This is a genomic window from Nitrosococcus watsonii C-113, assembly GCF_000143085.1.
GTDB lineage: Bacteria > Pseudomonadota > Gammaproteobacteria > Nitrosococcales > Nitrosococcaceae > Nitrosococcus > Nitrosococcus watsonii.
Genome location: NC_014315.1, coordinates 141,682 through 165,195, shown reverse-complemented (window position 1 = coordinate 165,195; position 23,514 = coordinate 141,682). Strand labels below are relative to the sequence as shown.

The 23,514-nt window shown below is 49.1% G+C and carries 18 protein-coding genes and 1 tRNA gene; 4 read left to right on the top strand and 15 right to left on the bottom strand.

What is annotated here, in order from left to right; genetic code table 11:
• Window positions 1–19: 19 nt before the first annotated feature.
• The 4 genes from NWAT_RS16545 to NWAT_RS00715 all read left to right on the top strand — a co-directional run bounded on the left by NWAT_RS16545 (window position 20) and on the right by NWAT_RS00715 (window position 6,123).
• Entirely contained in the window at window positions 20–286 is a 267-nt protein-coding gene (locus tag NWAT_RS16545; RefSeq protein WP_157679774.1) for a hypothetical protein, read from the top strand.
• A gap of 20 nt (window positions 287–306) precedes the next feature.
• Window positions 307–1,182: a mechanosensitive ion channel family protein gene (locus NWAT_RS00725; RefSeq protein WP_049772889.1), complete on the top strand. Its 876-nt coding sequence runs from the start codon at window positions 307–309 to the stop codon at window positions 1,180–1,182.
• A gap of 553 nt (window positions 1,183–1,735) precedes the next feature.
• Window positions 1,736–3,016, top strand: a complete 1,281-nt coding sequence (locus NWAT_RS00720) for a succinylglutamate desuccinylase/aspartoacylase family protein (protein WP_013219240.1) — start codon at window positions 1,736–1,738, stop codon at window positions 3,014–3,016.
• A 2-nt stretch (window positions 3,017–3,018) separates the two neighbouring features.
• Window positions 3,019–6,123 (top strand): HsdR family type I site-specific deoxyribonuclease, encoded by a 3,105-nt coding sequence (locus tag NWAT_RS00715; protein ID WP_013219239.1) that lies wholly within the window; start codon window positions 3,019–3,021, stop codon window positions 6,121–6,123.
• A 178-nt stretch (window positions 6,124–6,301) separates the two neighbouring features.
• On the opposite strand, the gene NWAT_RS00710 is transcribed toward NWAT_RS00715, so the two are convergent.
• The 15 genes from NWAT_RS00710 to pal form a co-directional block, all read right to left on the bottom strand.
• On the bottom strand, window positions 6,302–7,570 hold the full coding sequence (locus tag NWAT_RS00710) for a cation:proton antiporter (protein WP_013219238.1): 1,269 nt from the start codon (window positions 7,568–7,570) through the stop codon (window positions 6,302–6,304).
• A 277-nt stretch (window positions 7,571–7,847) separates the two neighbouring features.
• Window positions 7,848–9,389, bottom strand: coding sequence for a spondin domain-containing protein (locus NWAT_RS00705; RefSeq protein ID WP_013219236.1), 1,542 nt, complete (start codon window positions 9,387–9,389; stop codon window positions 7,848–7,850).
• A gap of 559 nt (window positions 9,390–9,948) precedes the next feature.
• Window positions 9,949–10,197, bottom strand: a complete 249-nt coding sequence (tnpA, locus tag NWAT_RS17945) for an IS200/IS605 family transposase (protein WP_198342173.1) — start codon at window positions 10,195–10,197, stop codon at window positions 9,949–9,951.
• 578 nt (window positions 10,198–10,775) lie between these two features.
• Window positions 10,776–11,393, bottom strand: coding sequence for a PAQR family membrane homeostasis protein TrhA (gene trhA, locus NWAT_RS00695; RefSeq protein ID WP_013219235.1), 618 nt, complete (start codon window positions 11,391–11,393; stop codon window positions 10,776–10,778).
• Between the two features lie 93 nt (window positions 11,394–11,486).
• Complete coding sequence (locus tag NWAT_RS00690) at window positions 11,487–12,665, bottom strand: BaiN/RdsA family NAD(P)/FAD-dependent oxidoreductase (RefSeq protein WP_013219234.1); 1,179 nt, start codon at window positions 12,663–12,665, stop codon at window positions 11,487–11,489.
• A gap of 91 nt (window positions 12,666–12,756) precedes the next feature.
• Window positions 12,757–13,254: a hypothetical protein gene (locus NWAT_RS00685; protein WP_013219233.1), complete on the bottom strand. Its 498-nt coding sequence runs from the start codon at window positions 13,252–13,254 to the stop codon at window positions 12,757–12,759.
• A gap of 52 nt (window positions 13,255–13,306) precedes the next feature.
• Entirely contained in the window at window positions 13,307–14,086 is a 780-nt protein-coding gene (locus tag NWAT_RS00680) for a class I SAM-dependent DNA methyltransferase (RefSeq protein WP_013219232.1), read from the bottom strand.
• A 380-nt stretch (window positions 14,087–14,466) separates the two neighbouring features.
• A complete protein-coding gene (locus tag NWAT_RS00675; RefSeq protein WP_013219231.1) occupies window positions 14,467–17,604 on the bottom strand; it encodes an efflux RND transporter permease subunit in 3,138 nt (1,045 codons plus the stop codon).
• A 5-nt stretch (window positions 17,605–17,609) separates the two neighbouring features.
• Window positions 17,610–18,758 (bottom strand): efflux RND transporter periplasmic adaptor subunit, encoded by a 1,149-nt coding sequence (locus NWAT_RS00670; RefSeq protein ID WP_013219230.1) that lies wholly within the window; start codon window positions 18,756–18,758, stop codon window positions 17,610–17,612.
• Window positions 18,755–19,942 (bottom strand): TolC family protein, encoded by a 1,188-nt coding sequence (locus NWAT_RS00665; RefSeq protein WP_232420171.1) that lies wholly within the window; start codon window positions 19,940–19,942, stop codon window positions 18,755–18,757. The genes NWAT_RS00670 and NWAT_RS00665 overlap by 4 nt, the downstream gene beginning before the upstream one ends.
• Window positions 19,943–20,344: 402 nt before the next feature.
• Window positions 20,345–20,420: transfer RNA gene (locus NWAT_RS00660), tRNA-Lys, on the bottom strand.
• A gap of 55 nt (window positions 20,421–20,475) precedes the next feature.
• Window positions 20,476–21,150, bottom strand: coding sequence for a 7-cyano-7-deazaguanine synthase QueC (gene queC / locus NWAT_RS00655; RefSeq protein WP_013219228.1), 675 nt, complete (start codon window positions 21,148–21,150; stop codon window positions 20,476–20,478).
• Entirely contained in the window at window positions 21,147–21,788 is a 642-nt protein-coding gene (gene queE, locus NWAT_RS00650) for a 7-carboxy-7-deazaguanine synthase QueE (RefSeq protein WP_013219227.1), read from the bottom strand. The genes queC and queE overlap by 4 nt, the downstream gene beginning before the upstream one ends.
• 364 nt (window positions 21,789–22,152) lie before the next feature.
• Window positions 22,153–22,923 (bottom strand): tol-pal system protein YbgF, encoded by a 771-nt coding sequence (ybgF, locus tag NWAT_RS00645; RefSeq protein ID WP_232420170.1) that lies wholly within the window; start codon window positions 22,921–22,923, stop codon window positions 22,153–22,155.
• Entirely contained in the window at window positions 22,923–23,486 is a 564-nt protein-coding gene (gene pal / locus NWAT_RS00640) for a peptidoglycan-associated lipoprotein Pal (protein ID WP_013219225.1), read from the bottom strand. The genes ybgF and pal overlap by 1 nt, the downstream gene beginning before the upstream one ends.
• Between the last annotated feature and the right edge of the window lie 28 nt (window positions 23,487–23,514).

Sequence of the window (23,514 nt, the reverse complement as noted above, 5' to 3'; positions counted from 1 at the left end):
TCTTGCTAACGCGGGTGCGTTGAGCTGGAGGATACCTAATACCGAAATCGAGATCACAGAGATCGCAACAGGAACCCGCCAAGGCCAGTTTCTCTTCAGCTCCGATACAGTCAGCAAGCTGGGCGACTACTACGAAAAGGTCCAGGATCTTCGATACCGCTCGGCGAGCTTCGGCGGCGTTGAACTAGCCTATGTATCGCCTGGCCTCTCGCCAGGTTTTTACGAGTTCTATCTCTTCCGCGATTGGCAGCAAAGAGGCAACCGCCGGCAAACAGCTGGCTGCTGATCCTTGCGCCAATTCTCCTGGTGATTCTAGTCGATGCTGTTACGGGTGAAGTGTTGGCGACTGCCAATGCCACAGGGGACGGGCTCATTATCAGTTTGGCTGCCTGGATAGTCTTTGCTGTTTTCAGGGCGATTGCCGAAACGATTATTGCCAGACCGCATATCGATGATCCAGGCCCCGAGGCAAGCCTGATCAGAGTCGGCGCAAGCATCACTGGTTTCCTAATTGTCCCCTGGGTTGTTGTCAAGGGTCTTCAAAATCTGGGGGCTGATCTTATTCCAATTCTTGCCGGCCTCGGGGTAGGCGGCCTAGCTGTGGCGTTGGCAGCGCAGCGAACGCTCGCGAATATGCTCGGCAGCCTGCTCTTACACATCAATAAGCCCGTAAAAGTCGGAGATTTCTGCCGTTACGGGGATCAGTTCGGCACGGTTGAGGAGATCGGTTGGCTGTCAACCCGTATTCGCTCGCTGGAGCGCACTCTCGTCACAGTGCCGAACACTAAATTCTCGGAGATGAAGTTGGATAACTTCGCTGTGCGCGACGAACGACTATTCAAGTCCGTGCTGCAACTTCGATACGAAACAACACCGGATCAGATGCGATGCATTCTAATACAACTATGTGAATTGTTGGTTGGCCACCCGATGGTTGCTACTTCACCTGCTCGTGTCCGCTTCACCGGTTTCAGCGCATGTTCCAAAGATCTAGAGGTCTTTGCCTACCTCCAGTGCCAAGATCAGGGGGCATTCCTCGCCATTCAAGAAGATCTTCTCCTGCGCATGAAGGATATCATCAAGGAAAACACAAACACACTGCTATTTGCGCATGCCTTCAAAACACAAGGCGCTCTCCTAGTCTTCTGTAGAGGTTATAGTCCCAGGGTACTGATGCGCTGACCCTTTCTGATGATTTTTTGCTCTAAGCGCTTTCATTTTGAGGGGCGTAAGCAAAGGCGAAGGTCAGACTAAGACACGCTCCATTTTTAGCAATAATAATCTGTAATCTGGACCCGTTTCTCCCAACTTCGACTCTATTGAGCAATCCATTGCCCTCTTCTCAACAGAATCCCGCAGGATATTGGCTACCTTCCAGAGAGGATTGCAATTTCATAGTTGCCGTATGGCTCTTTTTTCGCGTATTGCTCCTATTAACTTAAGTTAATAGACATCTCCCAATGGCATCGAGTTTGCTTGTCTTTATCATAAAGCTCATAAAAAAAGATGCCCTCTCAACTAATATTAGTCGGCTATTAGACACGGCATTGGTTTTATTCAGAACGGCGTCGATAAAGCTGTATCCCATAGAACAGCGGTTTTTACTACGATTTATGGGAAATGATGATGCCAGGGATGGACCGCTATATTTATTTCAATCAGAGTGGCGGTGACGTCAAATTTTTGACGGCTATACTGTCAAAACTCTGCCATCCACACAGAGCACAGATGATATATGAAGAACCATACCAGAACCTATAGCCGGATATTTCGGCACCCCAAAAAATATACCTATCATCGCCTATGCAGGCTATTATTTTCCAGCCTGCTACTACTAATCCTACCGTCTATAGCGGCGGCCCTTGAGGGGCAGCAAGAAGACGTGGACGCTAGCATTCAAATTTCCCCCAGAGTGGAGCAGGCGGGGCCAGACACCCCAAAAAATATCCCTTCCAAGGGTGGCGCCACCATTCAGAGCAAGGCCGTCACCCAGGCGCCCTTGCAACTACTCGGAGAAACCATCAACCCCGGTGTAAAAAAACGGCTTTCCTGGACCTTGGGCCACACTTTCGAAGGAATTCCTGTCTCCGCGCCAATACTGGTGGTGAATGGCCGCCATCCGGGGCCGACGCTTTGCCTCACCGCCGCGGTCCATGGCGATGAGATCAATGGCATTGCGATGGTCCATCGAACATTTTCTGCGCTTAAATCTTCTCAGCTTAACGGCGCTGTGATTGGCGTGCCTATTGTCAATATGCATGGTTATCGCCGCAGTTCCCGCTATCTACCAGACCGACGGGATCTGAACCGGTATTTCCCTGGAAGTCCCGAAGGCAGTTCCGCTGCTCGTATTGCCCATTCTTTTTTCCAGCAGGTAATTACCCACTGCGATGCCTTAGTGGACCTGCACACCGGTTCTTTTCATCGAACTAACTTGCCCCAAGTACGCGCTGACTTGAATCATCCTGCTACCCTGGAATTGGCTTACAGTTTCGGCGGCGTTGCCGTCGTTCACAGTGAAGGCATTACCGGAACGCTGCGACGAGCCGCCATGGATAGAGGTATTCCCAGCATCACCCTTGAAGCCGGAGAACCCAAACGACTACAACTCCAGAAAGTCCACCAAGGTTTAAAGGGCATAAGAAACCTGATGAGGAAATTAGCCATGGTGGATGAAGGCGAAGCACGATCGATCCCAGAAGCCGTATTCCATCAAACCCAGTGGATACGGACCCACCAAGCTGGGATTCTGCTCTCTGAGGTCAGCCTCGGCGATCCGATTAAGGCAGGGCAGCAATTAGGGATTATTACTAATCCGATCACCAACCAGCAAACACCTATCATATCGCCCTACGATGGCCAACTCCTGGGTATGGCCCTCAATCAGGTAACGATACCCGGTTATGCCGCCTATCATATTGGAATTAAAGCTGATAAACCGGGTTTCATTGAGGAATCACCCGAACATGTCGCCGCCAAAACTGAAATGCTCGACTATTCCGATGGCGAAGAGTAGGTATGGCTGGAGAATCAGAGCTAAATCTCATGCCTGCCCAGAGTAGCCCGCCGGATACCGCTATGGATAAAGCCCGAAAACCGGCGCTTCAACAAGTTATGATTGATCACCTCCTTAGTCACGGCTGGCAAGAGGGAAAAGCGGAGCTGTACGATCCTGCCCTAGCTCTATACCCAGAAGATCTTATCGGCTTTGTCCAGGAGTGCCATCCTCAACTGCTGCTAGAACCGACCCAAGGCGCGCCCGATCAAGCCATCCAACTACTCCTTAGGCGGGCAGCTGCAGAAATGGACCTGCGCGGAGCCTTAGAAGTGCTGCGACATGGCTTTAGGGAACAAGAAAATGATATTAGCCTCTGCCAGTTTCACCCTTACCAGGAATTCCATCCGGGAACCCTCGCTCGCTATAAAAAAAACCGGCTGCGGGTAGTGCCTAATCTGTCTTATTCTCCTTATACTCACGAGGACTACATTCCTTACCTTGATTTAGTCTTTTTTGTTAACGGGGTGCCGGTAGCTACTTTAAAAGCGACCTCGGAATCCCAGCCGTCCCTCTCTGCTATCATCCATCAATACCAACGAGATTATCTCCCCCAAGAGCCCCGCATGGGCCATGAAGAGCCTTTGCTGGCGTTTAAAAAACGAGCCCTAGTGCATTTTGCCGTTAGCCCTGAAGAAGTCTGGATAACCACCCGCTTGCAAGGTAAAGCAACCCATTTCATGCCTTTTAATCAAGGCTATGAAAATGGCGCGGGCAATCCTCTTAACCCAGCAGGCTACCCCACAGACTATCTATGGCAGAAAATTTTTGAGCGTGATACCTGGCTTGATCTGCTAGGTCAATTTATCCATTTCGAAGGGAAAAACACTGCCCGGAAAGAAGAAAAAGGGTTATCCTCAGAAACACTGATCTTCCCCCGCTTTCATCAATGGGAGATGGTTACCCAATTGGCAGAGGCCGTCCGCCGGGAAGGGCCGGGGCAGCGGTATCTCATTCAACACGGCGCTGGTTCGGGGCAACCTCATTCCATTGCTTGGACTGCTCACCGTTTAGCTGCATTAGCTGACGGTAAGTACCAAAAAATTTTTACCGGGGTCATCGTGGTCACTGGCTGCCATCAATTTCATGCCCAGCTCCAGGACATGCTCTACTCACCTACCTATGAGAAAAAACAGATACACCAACTCACGCAAGAAATTGCTCAAAACTGCCAAGCCGAAGGGTTAGCAGCAACTTTGGCGGCAGCCGGCACCCACATTATCACCGTTACGCCCCAAGACTTCCCTTCCGTGCTAGCGCTCATCCAAAACCAAGCACTTTTCAAAGAATATACTTTCGCTGTTATTGCTCACCAGGCTCCTTTTTCTACTAGCAGGAGTCTGTTCTCTAGGCTAGGGGAAGTGCTGCTATCTGAGTCGGCACAAAAGAAAATCACAACCAATACCGAAGATTTCTTGAATATCTCCCTGGCAAACAGCCCCCCCTCACCCCATATCAGCTATTTTCTCTTCACGGCTGTTCCCCAAGAGAAAACCCTGGCGCTATTTGGACAATACGCTAACCCGACGCTTCCTTTATCTGATAACAACGGACCCGGGCCTTTCCATCGCTATACTTTACAACAGGCCATTGAAGAAGGCTTCCTATTCGACCCGCTCAAACGCTATATGACCTACGCCATGGCTGCCGGACTGGCTCAACAGCAGCTCTCACTCAATAAAGAGGAAAATCATCCCTCCTGCCGCATTTTCCCTTGGATGGGCTGGCCCCCTGACGACCTCAATATCGCGCAAAAAGCCGAGATAATCACCGAACATTTCCGCCACCAAGTGGCTCATCTGCTAAACGGTCAAGCCAAAGCCATACTCATCACCCATTCCTGCCAAGCCGCGGAACGTTACCAACAGGCTTTTGCACGTTACATCGCCGCTCAGCAGTATCAGAGCATCCAGACTCTAATCAATCATCAGCAGGTGATCATCGGCGCTCATAAACACCAGGCTAATGTCTCATCATCTCGGCTCTGCGCCCTGTATGTAGATAAAAAATTTACCGATACCGATTGCGTTCAAACGCTATCTCACCTGAGCGAAATCCATCCCGGCAAAAAGGCGCCTTTTGTGCTCGACTTTGCTAACCCCGCCGAGCAGATACTAAATGCCTTCCGACCCTATTATCCTGACGCGGAGATTTTTTCGATCTCTGATCCTAGGCTAATTTATCAACTCCAATCCCATCTGGATGAGACACGTATTTACAATTGGCAAGATGTGGAATCCTTTGCCGCCACCTTTTTCGGTACCGAGCAAACCACAGAGCGCCTAAACTACCATTGCCAATCCGCCGTGGAACGCTTCCGGGAGCAATATCAGGAAAACATAAAAATCATCCAAACCGCCCAACAAGCCAAACAGGAAGCAACGGCTACCGGCGACAGGATACGCAGAGAGAACGTTTGCCACAGTTTTGAGCAGGCCGAGGAAAACAAAAATGCCTTGGACCAATTCAGAGAAAATTTGCTCATATTTACCGATTGCTACGAATATCTTTCCCAGATCCTAGACTATAATGACCAAGAATTAGAAAAACTCAATATCTATGCCCGCTACTTGTACTCTCTCCTGGGTGAGATGCAGCGGAACGAGGCTATTGATTCATCCTCGCAAGCACTCATCTCTTACCGGATCAATAAAATTTGCGAACGGACATTCAAAACGGCCCAGCAAGAATCGCTGGGAGAACCCAAGCACAACGCTACTGGGGACTCGCGGGAAAATCATTGGAAAAAAACGATACCTCCTTCTCCTCTTATCAACCGTCTTAAGCCGCTCTTGGTCGGCGAGCATCTTAGCGATGGAGATCGGTTAAACTATCTGCACGCTATCAAGGATAAACTACTTGAAAACCCGGCACTAGCCGCTCAGTTGGAAGATCAGCGGCTAAACTCTATTCCATTGAGTGATTTTTCCCAGACAGTGCAGCATACCGTAATGGAAAGTTTAAAAAATCACCACGAAATGGCGGCCCAATTACTCCATGATGAAGAGATGGCTAAAGATTTTAGTCGCCTCTTGCTGGCTCTAGTTTCAAACCAGCCCGAACAATAGGCTACCCTTCCTTATCGGCAAGTAATTCATCCTAGATAATAGAGATAAATGTCTACTCATTTCTTCTTTCCATTCCTCTACTAAGCTTAAACGCAAGCTATAAAAAACCCGTTGATTGGTTAAATTTCTCGTAGCTTACCAAAACAGTCCGCACAACTTTGTGCCTATCCAATATCGCCTAATCCGAAGATTGTCCCGCGGCTTCCAAGGACTTGCGGTATCTTTTGGCCAACCGTCCAACGCTTAATCCCTGCACAATAATAGAAAACACTACTACGATATAGGACACCGTAATAAGCAGCTCACGGGACATAGAGGCGGTAAGCGACAAAGCCAGTGCAATAGAGATGCCCCCGCGTAAGCCACCCCAGGTCATCATGATCCCTGTTTGGGGGGCCAAACCAAGGCGTTTTTTAAAGAGGCGAATGGGAAAAAACAATGCCATATAGCGTGCTAATAATACAATGGGTATAGCCAGCAGACCCGCCAGTAGATACTGGCCGTTAAGAGAAATAATAATAAGCTCTAGGCCAATCAATACAAAAAGGATCGCGTTGAATGATAAGTCAAGTAATTCCCAAAATTTATCTATGTAGGTTTCTGTGATTCCAGACATGCCGCCGGAGCGAAAACGCTCATGCCCAATCATAAGTCCTGCGACAACCATGGCAAGCGGGCCAGAAAAATGAAGATGCCTCGCCAACCAATAGCCCCCAAGAACGATGGCAAGGGTAATTAAAACTTCTACTTGATAGTTATCAATTGACTTCATCAAAAAATAAGCGAAATAACCCAGACCCAATCCCAATAAAATACCTCCACCCACCTCTTCAAAAAACAGTAGCGCAATATTGCCGCTATTCATCTCTCCGCTGCCAAGGTGAGCAACACTAAAAATAGTCATAAATATTACTACTCCAACGCCGTCGTTGAATAGACTTTCCCCAACTATTTTTATTTCTAATACCTTGGATACTCCAGCATTTTTCAGAATCCCCAGAACCGCAATGGGATCGGTTGGGGAAATAAGAGCGCCAAACAATAAGCAATGAATAAAAGGAATATCCAAACCCAGCCACTGAAAACCGACAAACGTCATCCCGCCTACCAAGAAGGTGGAGAGCAGTACCCCTAACGTGGCAAACATCAGAATAGGACCGCGCATGGTCCTCAGTAACTCCAGATCAGTATGTAAGGCGCCGGCAAAAAGAATGATACTCAAAAAGCCATCAAGCAATACTTCCTTAAAGTCTATTTTTGTAACCAGTTCTTTCTCAAATTCAAGAATATCGGGAAAAACGCTACCAACCATTATTGTGACTGCGGAAAGCACAATGGCAATAAGCATCAATCCAATGGCATCTGGAAATTTTAGAAATCGGGCATTTAAATAACCAAAGAATGCGGCCAGCACAATCAACGTAGTAGCAATATTGAGTATATCCATTACCTTATATTCGGAAAGTTAAAACGGATCTTAAGGAGGTGTTCATAGCGAGCCCGCCTATCATTAGCCGCATTGATTGCGACACCAGGCAATACTGACGGGCGCAGGAACTCGCTATGAAGAAACGTATCACCCTAAAGAGGTTAAAGCAATCCTTTTCCCTAGGCAGGAGGAGTCTGTTTCAATTAAGCTACTACAAGCGACTCCTCCTGGCACGCCTTATTGGTTCGCTCCTTTTATTCTATGCTCGAATCATTACTATCCCTATCTCGCTCCTTTAGGGACAATCCCCTTCTTGCCCAATGAGGGGCGGGGTAAGGCGCTGGATGTGAAATGTGCCCGATCCGAAGCCTTCTATGACCGAATTATATTCCACGATCCCGGTGGTGCATGAGGTGAAGGTGAATTTTAGCGTTCCCCAGGGAGTCCGGTTGACGGCTGATGGGTCAAAACCATCTCCAAACACTGCTCCTTCCGTGATGACGGTATTGGTGATGGTGCTCTCATTCAGCCTAATTGGCCCGCTGCCTACCAACCACGCCTGTGCTCCGCTATCGCTGCTAGGCGGATAGGTAAACCAGGTGGCTACCAGGGTGGGATCATCGCTATTGGTGGCTTCCAGGAGAAAACCTTCCCCACTTCGATCCGGATTGAACCAGGAACCACTAAAACTGCCCTTTAAAGGCGCTGCTACTTGGCCGCGAATTTCCCCGCCGGGGAAATCTCCAGAATGGACATTGATGTAGAAATTTCCGGCCATGAGGGTAGCCACATTCTCGGCTGTAAAATTGAAGGTTTCTTGAATGGGGCTTTCCGCAGAAGCAAAGGGGAAGATAACATCTCCGTTCACGCCAGCAGGCGCTTCGTGAATGTGAGCTGCTGTCGCGTCCTGGACGGTATGGTGACAATTGGCTGTAAAGACAGTCTGATCCTTATTCAGAATCCCAACGCAACTTCCATTTGCTGGAGTGTCAGCAGGCGGCACTTCCTGGTTGCCGTCAAGGACAAAATTAAAAAGTTTATCTCCCGGGCCGGTAATGGTAATACGGGCTATGGCATATCCCGGTCGGGTAAAATCAGCCGCTAAGGAATCAAAGAAAACCCCATCGTTTGAAGTGCCGCCAAGAATATTCACGGGTACGCCACCGGGATTGCCCAATGAGCCGTTGAAGCCAGGATGCATCGAAATTGGATCAGTGGTCGGGGTACCGGTATTAGGCGCCGTCTGGTCGAAGAAGGCCGCATCCGTTTCCGTATTGGCCTCGGTCCCCGCATCCTTCACTTGCGTTCCTAAGACGGTAAAACTAATCGGGCCGGTGAAATTCCCCCCGGCGTCGAATAGTTCATAAGCTTGGGGATTAGCGTTAGCAATGAAAGCGTCGTTGGAGGGAATCACCATGGTCGCATAGCTAAAGAAACGATTCGTGGCTGAGTTCAGATCAAACGTTTGACTAACTCTGCCACCTGGATCGAGAGGGCCTGGGACCCCACCTAGGTCGGTGATCGTGGCATCCAGGCCGCCAAGCGCATTGGCGGTAAATTCCGCACTTAAGGGGGCATTATTACCGTCTTCGGCCAACCGCTCCAGCGCAGGGGAAGCGGGGGTGTTCAGATCATAAATATTGAAGTTGCCATCATGAAACCCAACCCAGACTGGCGTTAAAAACAGTCCGCTGGATGGCGAGAGATTTTCTATGGTGACGGTAACTTCAACCGCCTGAGCTGACGGAGCAAAGCCAAGTAGTCCCGTGCTCAACGCAAGCGGCGCTATAAGCGCGGGGGAAAAAAGAGATTTTGATGACCTGTTAAATTTTTTCATATTCTTTCCCCTTCAACAAAGGTAGGAAGTAAAATTTCATTAGCCTGCTTTATTTAGGATAAGCATGCCTATTAAAACTTAGCAAATTCAGCGCATTATAACGCTCTCTGTAGGCATCCCTAGAGCCGCTATCAATCAGCCTATTCCAGGCTACCAAGATAGTCTCCGACTTATCCCATTATGGGACTATTAATAGTTATAGCTGTTTTAAACGACTAATGCCGATTTTTCTCGAAGTAATTTTCGAACCGTTCATATTTTCTGCTTTCTACAGGGGTGCGTGAGATTGCGATGCGCCAGATGTCTCCAAGCATTAGCGTCCCATAAAAAGCCTTTTGGTATATCTAGAAGATACTAGAAAATAATTCAGCAGGCTGGGATGTTATCGGAGCGGTAGGCGTCACAATTAGAAACTGAACAACTCTTGATTATAAATTGAGGGGTTAAGGATCTGGGTCAATTTGAAATTAACGCGATCGTTGTGAATAGGTTCCCCCTCCTGTTCATTGATATACTCATCCATCATCTCATCCGTAATGGTCCCTGAGCTAATGGCACACTAACCGCGTGCCCAAAGAGGCCGACCCCAACATTGCTTACGCAGATGCGGAAACTCTTGCAGCAGAACCCGAGAGCTCCTCCCCTTAAGCCATTTCACAATATCACTGACCCTCTGCATGGGTCGGTAACTGATAAATACACCCACATCATCTCTCGCCACCTTACCCGAGATGATAGGTAGAGCATGCTCCATCGCTATTTGGCGAATTCGATCCTCTACCCCTAGCGCTACCGGACCTCGCAGCACCCGTTGACGCTACTTCGACACCCAAATCAGCTGCACCTTGAGAGCGTACTCGCTATCGCCACCTTCTCTATCACCTCGCATACGCAACTTTCTAACACTTCCCTTCGCCTCAAGGCGAGAGATTTTTAATCCCCGAAGGGAACATTAAAATTATCCCTTAATCTGGGGCGTGCTATCAATTGAGTTGACAGATTCTTAAAGGTTAAAAATCGTAATTCACCATTCATAAACTTAATAGAAAAGACTACAAAATTTGTTATCCCGGCGTACTGAAATTATTGGTGTCGCAGCCAAAGATAATTGTCTTTTTTTTATTGAAGCAGTGATTTACCATTACCATACGGATATTGCATGGCATAAGCCTCCTGGGCGTTTTGGAGAGAGAAAAAAATTTATCGCTATCGCCCTGCAGATAGTACAAAAAAGCACCAATTTCTTTTGGCATAATCCTGCTCACGGCATCGCTTATAGGACTCAATTGTCGACACGCCCTAGTCCCAACTCTTTAAGTACAAGAGAGATGAAAGAAAAAAAATTACACGAAATCGGGAAAACCAAGGCGAGAAGAAGGCTAAACCTTATACTACATAAAAGAGTATCGCCAGATAGTGAGTGAGACCACCCGCCAAGACAAATAGATGCCAGAGACCATGGGCGTAGGACAGCTTCTCATCTAGAGCATAAAAAATAACACCAACCGTATAAAATAGTCCCCCCGCCAGGAGCCAAATAAAGCCCGCAAAGGGCAGAGCCCGCAGTAGAGGAATCAATGCGATCAGAACGAGCCAGCCCATCAGGAGATAAATAGCGATAGGGAGTATCCTATGTCCCTGGTGCGGCAGAGAATCTACCACCATCCCAAAAATAGCTAGTCCCCAGATGATGCCAAATAATGACCAGCCCCAAGGGCCGCGTAACGTGACCAAAGTGAAAGGAGTATAAGTCCCGGCAATCAGCAGGTAAATAGTATGATGGTCAAGTTTACGGAAAATACGCTTAACCTTGCCCTCGGAGCCATGATAAAGAGTGGAAGCAAGATAGGACAAAAATAAAGTCGTACCGTAGATACTGAAACTGACAATCCTCCAAGGATCACCCTGGCGTGCTGCCAACACTACCAGCACCACCAAACCTGCGAGTGCCGCTACTGCCCCTATGAGGTGACTGATACAGTTGAACTTCTCACCTTCTTGCATATCTCTACTCTCAATAATTCAAAGCACTGGGAGGAGAATTTCAATTGATATGGCTTTTTAGTTTATTATAAATAAGCTTCTCTCGGTTAGCTTTCAAATCGCCCGCCCGGCTGCATGGCCAGATGCCCAGGCCCATTGAAAATTGAATCCACCCAGATGGCCAGTCACATCCACCACTTCCCCGATAAAGTAGAGTCCTGATACTTTTTTGGAGGCCATGGTAACCGACGAAAGCTCATCAGTATTGACACCACCCAATGTCACCTCAGCCGTGCGATAACCTTCCGTTCCCTTGGGATAAAATCGCCAGTACTGGAGTTGTTCAGCCACTACCCTCAATTCCAATGGAGAATATTGGCGCAAGGGAAGACTGCCAAATGCCAATTCACAGAGGCGCTGAGCCAGCCGCTTTGGCAACCATTCGGCGAGCACTGTCTTGAGTTCGGCGCCAGGGCGACTACGCTGTCGCTCTGTTAACCATGCTAAAACATCTGCTCCTGGCAATAGATTTATCTCCAGTTCATCAGAAAGCTGCCAATAGGAAGAAATCTGTAAAATAGCCGGGCCACTGATCCCCCGATGAGTCAACAACATACCGCCGACAAAATACTGATTACTGCAGCGGACCCCGACTAATAGTCCAATACCACTTAAGTCTCGATATTGCTCCAAGTCTTCTTCAGTAAAGGTCAAGGGCACCAAGGCGGGACGGGTAACGAGGATGCGATGCCCAAACTGTTTAGCAAGTTCATAACCAAAACCGCTAGCGCCCATTTTAGGAATGGACAGACCACCACTGGCAACGACCAATGCAGATGCCTGAACCGCCCCTAGGCTGGTTTTCAAAGTAAAACCGGGAGATGTATGTTCTACCGTGGTTATCTTGCATCCCACTTCAATGCGTACCCCGGCTTGCCGGCACTCCGCTACCAGCATATTCACGATTAGCTTTGAAGATTGGTCACAGAATAGCTGCCCGGATTCTTTCTCATGATAAGCAATACCATGGCGTTCTACCATGGCGATAAAATCCCATGGGCTATAGCGGGCTAGCGCGGATTTAAAGAAATGGGGATTAGCGGATAAAAAATTATCTGGCATGACGTGCAGGTTAGTAAAATTGCAGCGCCCGCCCCCAGACATTAGAATCTTCTTACCCACGCGGTTACTGTGTTCAATGAGCAATACCCTCCGCCGACGTTTGCCAGCCTCAATGGCACACATCAAACCAGCGGCGCCACCACCGATAATCACCACATCCCATAGAGGCATACGCAACACCTAGAGAAATAGTTTTGCAAGGCGACATCCATGCTGGTGAAATAAATCTTCTCCCCCAGCTATCAAAAGGTAGGATAATTGGTTACCGGACGTGATGGGGACTCTCTAGATTCTGCCTGGTTAACTTTACAACCGATAGTCTAAAATCGTTCAGTTGATAAAAAGTTAAAACCACTAATCCTATCAACTTGATAACTTCCATGACCATATAGACGATATGGTACGGCGTGGATGAAGTTTCTAGGCCATTGATGATAGCAAGCGTTCTTGTATCCAATTTGGTAAAAAGAAGGATAGTCTGAATAGTAAGTATCCCTATAACACCCATAGCAAAGAGGATGGATTTCCGAGAAGCTAGGCCGAAATAGGTAGCGGCAAGAATTAATGCCGCAAAGATAATTTCTACAAGGTTGAGAGCATGAAACACGATATAACCAATTTCAAGGGCAACAGGTAGAGTTAATGAAGGTGCACGAAATTTAAGGGGAGCTTCCATAAAGCTAATCGCAAGCAAAAAACCTATCCACAGGATAGTAACGATAAAAACCCAACTCGAAAGCGGTAGTGATTTAGTCTTCATTAACTGTAATTACTTCATTTAAATTTAATTGTAGAAAATATCTGCTCCTTGCTTAGGCTGAGATACTTTTTGACTCTAGAAAGTCAGCGGGAATATCTAAATTTTTTCTTCCTGCAATTGCAAAATAATATAATGGTTCTCCATCTATTGATAATCTATGCCGGTAGCGTTCAATACAATAGACATCAATATATTTAGAAAATATTAATTCCCGAATCATTTTCGAAAACCCTGATTCGTCACTAATATTAAAAAAGGTTTCTTTAATGTTAAAGGCTATCCATGCTTCGTTCTTAACAATATTAAACGCCTCTATAAATACCTTTGTTGGAATATCAGAAAAACCAAGTGCGGAAACTGTTACCATACAATCACAGTTCCAAGTTTTTATTTCCTCCTTTTTATCATTATCTAAGTTTGTGAAATCTTCAACATAATAGGCATCATATGTCCCTGGTCTATCTCGTATGGCTGCTTCATAGGCTTCAGGAACGATATCTATCCCTACTAGGCGTGAAACTCCGTGTTTTTTTAATTCATCCCCCATCATGCCATTGCCCGCACCTAAATCTAATATCCGAAGTTCGGAAAAATTATCTTGGGATTGTTTTACTGCTGCTTCGAGTATAGAGGATACTTTGCTTGGGGATGAGCATTGTAGGCGCTCATAAAAAACCTGCTCGTACAAATCTTGTTTTTGATAAATTTCACCATAATCATGAAATCTTATTTTTCTTCTGCCATCCTCTTCTTGAAGATAGAAATAAGCTTCATCTTGTTTGAAACTAGATAATTTAGCCTTTGGGAATTGTATCCGGTATCTTTTCCTCATTACTTCCTCAGTCTAATTTGAATATTCCTGAGCCTAACAAAATCTATTGCTTAAATGTAAATAAGCTTGGCAGCCAAAGCTAACCCCCATTGACCCTCGCAAATCTTCTTCAAGGCGGCGGCAATAGGGCAAAATATGCGACAGCCGTATAATAGCAAAAGCCAATCAGCATCTATATATGCGAAAAAAGATTGGCTTTATCAACAGCGTGGAGAGTGTGGGACTGATTAAAATATAATCAAGGATGCAATGTCTGCCCTTGGAAGAATCTCATTTTCTATTCCGCCAGGGTAACGGATAGCCGGTAAGAATAAAAGTCAAAGAGGATTAGGGTCTGCGAATTATCGATCCATTTTTCAATTAGTGTTACTCAAAAAGTCCTATAAATCCTTCTCCCCCTCAAACTCAACCTGCCCTCCTTTTCCCCTGCGGCGCTCGTCAAACCAACGGTAGAGGACAGGCACCACAATTAGGGTGAGCGCGGTCGAGCTAATCAACCCTCCAATGACCACCACAGCCAAGGGCCGCTGTACCTCTGATCCCGGACCTTCTGAGAACAGCATGGGGGTTAATCCCAACATAGCCACGGTCGCCGTCATGAGGACAGGCCGGAAACGCTGGGCACACCCCTGCACTATCGCTTCCCATTGCTCTAATCCCCCCTCCCGCAGGCTACGGATGTAAGAAACCAGCACCACTCCATTAAGAACAGCGATGCCCCAAAGGGCAATAAATCCTACCGAGGCGGGAACAGATAAATATTCTCCCGTAAGAAAAAGAGCAATAATGCCGCCAATGGAGGCAAATGGCAAAACCAAGATGATTAAAGCAGCTAACCGAACGGTGTTAAATAGTACAAACAAAAGAAAGAAAATAATCGCGATGGTTAATGGCACAATGATCGTCAAACGCGCCATTGCCCGTTCCATATTCTCAAATTGACCGCCCCATACAAGGAAATACCCCTCGGGTAACTTAATCTGCTCGGCAATCTTTTGCTGAACTTCGTCCACGTACCCTCCCATATCCCGATCGACAAGGTTGGCACCGACAACAATACGGCGCTTAGCGCTCTCACGACTAATCCGGGCGGGCCCTTCCTCTAGCCGAACATCCGCTAGATCCTCAATCGGAACCCGAGCGCCACTGGCCGAAGTGAGCAGAATCCTGCTGATAGCTTCGGGCGAATTACGGTTGCTTTCAGGAAACCGTACCAGCGCCGCAAAACGCCGCTCGCCTTCATAGATATGAGTCGCCACTTTTCCTCGAATAGCGGTTTCAATTACACTATGCACATCGGCCACATTGATCCCGTGGCGGGCAATAGCATGGCGGTTGACATCGACTAAAAGGTATTGTTGGCCGCTCACCCGTTCCACCCGCAAGTCGCGGGTTCCCTCAACCGTCCTTAGCAGGCGGGCAATATCATCCGCGGTGCGTTTTAAGGCGGATAAATCATCGCCAAAAAGTTTAATCGCCAACTGCGACTTGACTCCAGAGACCATTTCGTCAACCCGTTCGGCAATAGGCTGGCTGAGAACGATTTGCACGCCCGGCAAAGCCTTAAGCTTATCACGGATCGCCGCATCGATATCGTCCTGGGTCCATCCCTCGGGCCATTCTGCCCGCGGCTTAAGAGTCACAATGGGATCTGACTCGTTCGGCCCCACCGGATCAGCAGGACTCTCACCGCGCCCAAGCTTGGAAACCACCATTTTTACGCCGGGAACTTCGCGAATAAGGCTGGTTGCATACATCTCCATGCGAATTGCTTCGCTGAGAGACATCCCTGCTACCCGGTTAATCTGCGGTGTGAGTGCGCCTTCCTTCATAACCGGAATGAAGGATTTACCTAAATACGGAAATAAACTTAGCGCTAAGCCGAGCAGAAGCACGCTACTCAAAACAACGGTAATGCGCCAATTAAGCGCCCAAGTAAGAAGCTTTAAATACACCCTTTTCAACCAGGCGATTAGGCGTGTATCTTCCTCGCTTCCCCCCTTAAGTCCATAGGAACAGAGCACCGGCGAGAGAATCAAGGATAGAAGCAAGGAAATAGAAAGGGCAATGGAAATGGTTAGGGCCAGGGGCGCGAAAATTTTTCCTTCCATCCCCTCCAGGGTAAACAGGGGTAAGAACACCACGATAATGATGCCTACCCCGAAAATAACCGGCTTGCCCACTTCAACCGTTGCTTCCAGGACGATTCGAGCCTTGCTTTCGCCAGCATTGTTACGCTCGCTTAAATGGCGGAAGGTATTTTCCACCACCACCACGGAACCATCCACAATCAATCCAATTGCAATGGCAAGCCCTCCTAGAGACATGAGGTTAGCCGAGATCCCATAATGGTTCATCACTATAAAGGTAAGCAGCGGCGTAAGCACAAGGGTGCAAACGACGATAAGACTGCTGCGAATATCGCCAAGGAACACAAACAGTATCACGATGACCAGCACCACGCCTTCGAGCAAGGTCTTGGTGACTGTATTCAGCGCTGCCCCCACCAAATCGGTCCGGTCATAATAAGGAACAATTTTTAGCCCGCCAGGAAGCAGCCCTTGCTCGTTGATCTCCGCTACTTTTTGCTTGACTCGCCCAACTACCTCCATGGCGTTACCGCCGCGAATCATCAATACGATCCCTGATACCTGCTCGCTCACGCCATTTTTGATAATGGCTCCCTGCCGAACCTCGTGCCCAATACGAATGCTTGCCACATCCCGGATATAAATAGGCGTGCCCCCAAACTCCTTGAGGATGATATTGCCAATATCCTCGATGTTAGCAATCAAGCCGAGACCCCGGATTAGGTACTGTTCTGCATAGTGAGGCAGAACACCACCGCCACTATTGGCATTATTGCGGATTAGGGCTTCTTCAATCTCTTTAAGGCTGATCTGATAATGGTGCAGCCGGTTAGGATCGACCAAAACATGATACTGCTTGACATACCCTCCCTGAGAATTAATCTCGGCCACCCCAGGGATGCTGCGCAGCAGGGGCCGCACCACCCAGTCCTGGATAGTGCGCCGTTCTATCAACTCAGCAGGCGTGAGAGCGCGTTCACCATCGTCCGGCCGCTCGAGCGTATATTGATAGACTTCGCCAAGCCCGGTTGACACCGGACCAAGTACCGGGCTAACACCAGGCGGCAAGCGATCTTGCACCCCAATGAGACGCTCCATCACCAGTTGCCGGGCGAAATAGACATCCGTCTCATCGGTAAAAACCAGGGTAATAATCGAGAGCCCGCTTTTATTCAGGGAGCGCATTTCAGTAAGGCCTGGAAGCCCCGTCATCGCAATCTCAACCGGCACGGTGACAAACCGTTCCATTTCCTCGGGGGACCGGCCTAAAGCTTCGGTAGCCACCTGGACTTGGACATTGGTTACATCCGGAAAGGCGTCCATGGAAAGCTGGCTAGGCGCCCGTAAACCAAAACCTAAAAGCATGAGAGCTATCACTGCGATAACGACTCGTTGCTCAAGGGCGCCATAAATCAGAGATTTCACCATAGTGACTAATCCAAATTGCGGCGCAAGCGCTCGTTATTTAAGTGAAAAGCCCCTTCCACTACAATAGGTTCACCGACGGTTAATCCACTTACTACCCCCCGAAATTCGCCTCCATTAGGGCCTAACTTAACGGGACGGAGCGTGAAGTGCCGGGGATCATTCTGCACGAACACGAAATCCTCCCTACCTTGGCGCACGATGGCTTGAGCTGGAACCACGAGTTCAGGCGTGGCCCGAGTATGAATCACTATCGAGGCCAGCATATTGGGTCTAATTTGTCGTTGGGGATTAGGAACATCCATTCGCACCGTAACCGTGCGCGTATTCGGGTCTACCACATCAGCAACATAAATAAGCTGACCCCTGGCGGAGGGGCCAGGTAGAGCCGGGATCTCCACTTCTGCTTCCTGACCCTCCCGCACCAAGTAAGCTTGGTTTTCCGGGATTTCGGCCACTAACCATACATGAGAAAGATCGGCAATCGTATAAAGCGTATCCGAAGGTTGCACGACTTGTCCAAGACTGATACGCCGCCCAATCACAACCCCGTTTAGGGTCGCGGTAATATGCGAGTGAGAATCAATTTGCCGATTACGGGTAAGCTGTTTGATATCGCCATCGGTCATTCCTAGCACTCGGAGCTGATCAGCTCCTGCCTGCATTTCCACCTGGGCTGCGACGAGCTCACCTTCCCGCTCCTGGAGTTCGGCGGAACCAATAACATCCCCAGCCAACAGGCGCTGGGCGCGGCTAACCGCTAATTTACGCAAACTGACTTGGGAGGCAGCTTTAAGGTAGGCGGCCTGCGCCGCTCCAAGTTCGGTGCTGTTAAGCTCGGCAAGGATATCGCCCCGCTGCACTTCCTGGCCCAAAATAGCGTACAGGGCGGTGATCCGACCGGTAACGGAAGCACCAATACGCGCTAGGCGCTGTTCATCAAGCTGGACCCGACCAGGCAAACGCAGCGTATCACGCACGCGTCCGTGTCCCACCGGCCTAACCTTAATCTGTTGGGCCAGTATATCAGAGACCTCGATAGTGTTAGCGCTATCAGGAGAAGGGCCCTCCTGTCCTTCAGCAACCAAACAAGAAGGAAACAGCACGAGACTGAAGACGAGGGCAAGGACAAACACGTGCATTGCATTAAAGTTCATAAGTCACTGGCAAGTAGGCGTTCAATCTCGATATAAGCCATCTGCTTATCAAAGCGGGCATTAATATAGTCTTGGCGAACGGTTTGGTAAATACGCTGGGCATCCAGGTAATCCAGGATACCCCGCGCTCCTTGGCGGTAAGCAGTTTCAGCAACCTTGAGGGCATACTTCGCTTCCTTAAGCAAACCCGTCTCAAAAGCTTCCTCCTGCCGGGCTGCAATCCGGTAACGGGTGTGCGCGACTTCAACCTCCCGCAATAAAACCAAGCGCTGCTGCTCCGCAGCGGCCTCGCTCTGTTTGAGCTCGGCGGCGGCTGCCGCGATGGGTCCCTGACGCTGGTTCCATAGGGGCAGTGGAATAGCGAATCCGAAAAGCCACTGATCCAGATCCGGAGCCCGCTGAAAGCTTGCCATGAAGGTAGGTTGGGGATATCTAAGATTTTGTTCAAGCCTTAGCTCCGCTCGCGCTTGCCGCATCTGGCCCTGAATTTGAACGATCGCAGGATGGCGCGTAAGCACCAGACTACGAAGCTCCTCAACAGAGGGAAGGTCCTTGGGCACCGCCAACTCGCCTTCGGCTTCAAAATCCATGGGTAAGCTTGCCCCGATCAGTGCCCGCAACATGGATTTGGCGCTATTAATCTGTAATTGTGCCCGTTCACGGTTTTTAATAGCGCTCAGAACTTCCGCTTCAGCCTTAACAAATTCATAACGAGGAGCTTCACCCGTCTCTACCCGCAATTTTACCCGATCCCGAATTTGCTCTAGCAAAGCCTGATTTTGTACAGCAACCTCCGCCTCATTCTGCCGCCGCAGAATTTCATAAAAAGCCTGCTTCGCTTGGGCTATGATAGCAAGGCTTACGTTAAACGCAGCCGCCTGCGCCGTCTCAAGCCCAGCTATTGCACCACGCGCCCGGGATGAGCGAACACTGGGAAGTTCAATAGGCTGGGCAATCTGCGCAAAAGCGCTGAGGCCGCCAGGAGTTTCTGGCGCGAGCGGTGTAGAAGGTCCCGCCATTAATTGGGCTTCAGGATTAGGATAGGCGCGCGCTGTCTTTAGTGCCGCAGAAGCAGCATCCTGCTGGGCTTGGGCAGCGAGAATAGTCGGATTGCCTTGCGCCAACGCCAGCACATCCTCTAATGTCAGTGTGTAGGCAGCCGCCGCTACAGTTGAATAGGCCAATGCCAAAATTAGCCCCCCACAAGAAAGGAAGTAGCTGGATATCACGATTACTGGTCGCATCTTCTCGACTATTCGTATGAAAACCTAAATAAGAAACTCGGTTTTGGGCTAATACAATCTTTTAGCTATCATTAATCTTATCATCCGCTACAAAAACCGGCTTTCTTTAACCTCAAGCAATTTATATTTGGGATGAATAATACCCGAAGGGAGGTACTCTTTAATGTCCCGCTTACCTATTAATCGTCCAACGATAGGATAAGCTTACCGTCGTTGATGGGCGCTAAGAAAAAAGGATTGCGGGAAGGCTTCCGGTATCTTTAATATTTGAGCAAATAGAGTACTTCAGTATAAAAAATAGGAGAATAATAGGCGGATTGGAAGAAAGGGTACTGATTTATTTGGTGGGCCGTGGAGGATTCGAACCTCCGACACACGGATTAAAAGTCCGGTGCTCTACCAACTGAGCTAACGGCCCCTGCAGTAAGATAAGGAGGCAATTTTACCTGAGTTAGCGAAAATCTTAAAGATCTTTAATGATAATGGGTAGGATCAGGCACACCCGCATCCCAAAAGCCCTGCTTGCGGAGCCGACAAGAATCACAAACCCCGCAGGCCCGCCCATTCTCATCCGCTTGATAACAGGAAATCGTGCGAGAATAATTAACTCCCAGGCGCATCCCTTCCCGGATAATATCCGCCTTGGATAGAGGAAGAAGCGGAGCTTGAATGCGAAAAGACCGCCCCTCCAGGCCAGCGCAAGTAGCAAGCTTAGCCAACTGCTCAAAAGCCTTAATAAATGCCGGACGGCAATCAGGATAACCCGAATAATCCACCGCATTGACGCCGATGAAGATATCTTGGGCCCCCAATACTTCGGCCCAGCCCAAGGCAAACGATAAAAAAACCGTATTCCGCGCAGGTACGTAGGTAATGGGTATGGTTCCGGTGGATGCCTCCGGTACGGCCATGCTAGGGTCCGTCAGCGCCGATCCCCCGAATCCTCCCAAATCGATGGTGATGCACTTGTGCTCTACTGCTCCCATCTGACGGGAAATCTCGGCAGCCGCCTGGAGTTCAACGCTATGCCGCTGGCCATAATTAAAACTTAGGGTGTGGCAAATAAACGCCTGTTCCCGGGCGATGGCTAGCACCGTGGCTGAATCTAGGCCACCAGAGACTAACACTACCGCTTTGGGAGCAGTCATCGTCCAGGTTCCTCCCCCCAAAGGTATTTATGCAGCTGAATCTGCATCCTCACGGGCAAGCGATCTGCCAGTATCCAGTCAGCCAGATCAGTAGGACTCAATTGCTCGTGGCTGGGGGAAAACAAAACATCACAATACTCAGTCAAACGATGACGATCAAGGACTGCCTTGGCCCAATCATAATCATGGCGGTTGCAAAGTACCAACTTTACCTGATCCTGGGAAGAGAGATGCGCAAGATTAGTATAAAGATTACGGGCTTCTTCCCCTGAACCGGGCGTTTTCCAATCCATGACCTTGACCACACGGCAATCAATAGCCGAGATATCCAAGGCTCCACTCGTTTCCAAAGAAACCTCATACCCGGCGTCGCAGAGCCGGGTTAGAAGTTCTAGGCAGGCCGATTGGACTAGAGGCTCGCCGCCAGTCACGGTGACGTGACGAACCCCAAATTCTGCAACGACGTCGAGAATTCGGTCCAACGCCATCCAGTTTCCTCCTTGGAAGGCATATTCAGTGTCGCAGTAATGACAACGGAGGGGGCAACCGGTTAATCGCACGAATGCCGTGGGCCACCCAACGCTACGGGCTTCTCCCTGCAGAGAGTAAAAAATTTCGGTAATACGCAGACGTTTCATGATAACCGTTCATAAAAATCTAGTCTTACTTGCGCCGCCAACCTCATTGTCGCCGGAGCGGTCTTATACGACCCTTACGCATGTTCTACGTTCCTGCCTGCGGAGATCGCTCACGCAAGCAAATACGTCCGCTGGCTTACTCCACTATTTTCAAATCTAGAGAAGTACTTCAGCAGCTTGTTATAGCAATGACATCCAAAGAGACACGGTTTGTCTAAATATTCAGCCCGGCATCACCCTAGCTCTTAGCTCAATCTTGTGTGCCGGTAACCTTTTTTAGCGTCACATTCCTTTGGGCCGACTTTCCACTTCAGCTACCATAGAGCCCCCTCCAGAGGACAGGCTCCCATCATACTGAATTCAGTCAAGGATGATCTTCCCGCTTCATTTTTTCGAGACGCTCTTCGGCTAAGCGGCTTGCGGTAGAAGCAGGATAACGAGTCATGACCGCCTGGAATTGAGCTTTTGCTTGCTCCCATTGCGCTAACTCATAATAAGCCAATCCTTGCTTGAGCATCGCATCGGGAACCTTGGCGCTCTCCGGATATTGTTCCACCAGGGCCTGAAAAGTGCCGACAGCATCATTAAAGTCACCCAGCATGTACCGGGCTTCTCCCAGCCAGTATTGAGCATTGGGCCGGTAACGACTATCGGGGTACTGCTGTAGAAACTGATCGAATGCGGCAATTGCCTCTTCATAGTGCCCTTCCTTAAGCAATCCCAAGGCAACCTGGTAAGCTTGCTCCCCAGAATCAACAAGCACTTCCTCTGCAACTTCATCCGCCGTCTCCGCGGGCACGACGGGGGATAAACTTTCCCGGGAAGTGTTTAATTTTTGTAACCGTTGGTCCAAATCCACGTATAATTCCCGCTGCTGTCGCTTGAGATTATCCATCTCATGCCGCAGTTCCTCGCTCTCTCCCTGGAGTCGCCGTACGTTAGCTTCCAACTGCGTCATCTGCGATAATAACTCAGACAATCCCTGCCCTTCGACGATACGCTCTATCCGCTGCAGGCGCTGCTCCAACGAGCCTGGGTCAATCACCTCAACTCCTTCAGCCCCAGATACCACCGATAGCGGGGGGAACCACAGCACCCCCGCCAATAACCAACGGCCTCGGCACGACGCCATCATTATTCTCCCGGGTAAAGGATTTCGACCCGGCGATTGAGCTGCCAGGCACCTTCATCTTGGCCATCCACTGCTGGCCTCTCCTCACCATAACTCACCACTTCAACTTGCTCTTCCGAGGCTCCCATCAAAAGAATTAAGCTGCGCACCGCATTGGCCCGCCGTTCGCCTAAAGCCAAATTATACTCTCGGGAACCCCGTTCATCAGTATGGCCTTCCAGAATTATCTTGATATCAGGGTGTTTTGCCAGATAACCGCCGTGAGCTTCCACAATGGGCCGATCATCTTGCTGGATCTCGCTGCTATCAAATTCAAAATAAACTACCCGGCTGGCCAGAGGGCTGGCAGGATCGGCCAAGGGATCGCCTTCATAGGCGGCTCCTTCGCCGATTCCCCAGGTGGTGGCGCTTTCCTCTTCCAAGGCTTCACCTTCAGGATAGGGGGACTCGCCTCGTTCCTCCACGACAACACCTGGAGACCCACCTTGAGTAGCGGCGGTTCCACCCGCACAACCCACTAACCCGTAAATCCCCGCTAGCAGAAAAAAGGGAATGACTAGACGCATCGCTAGAGCTCCTTAAAAGGTTCTATTT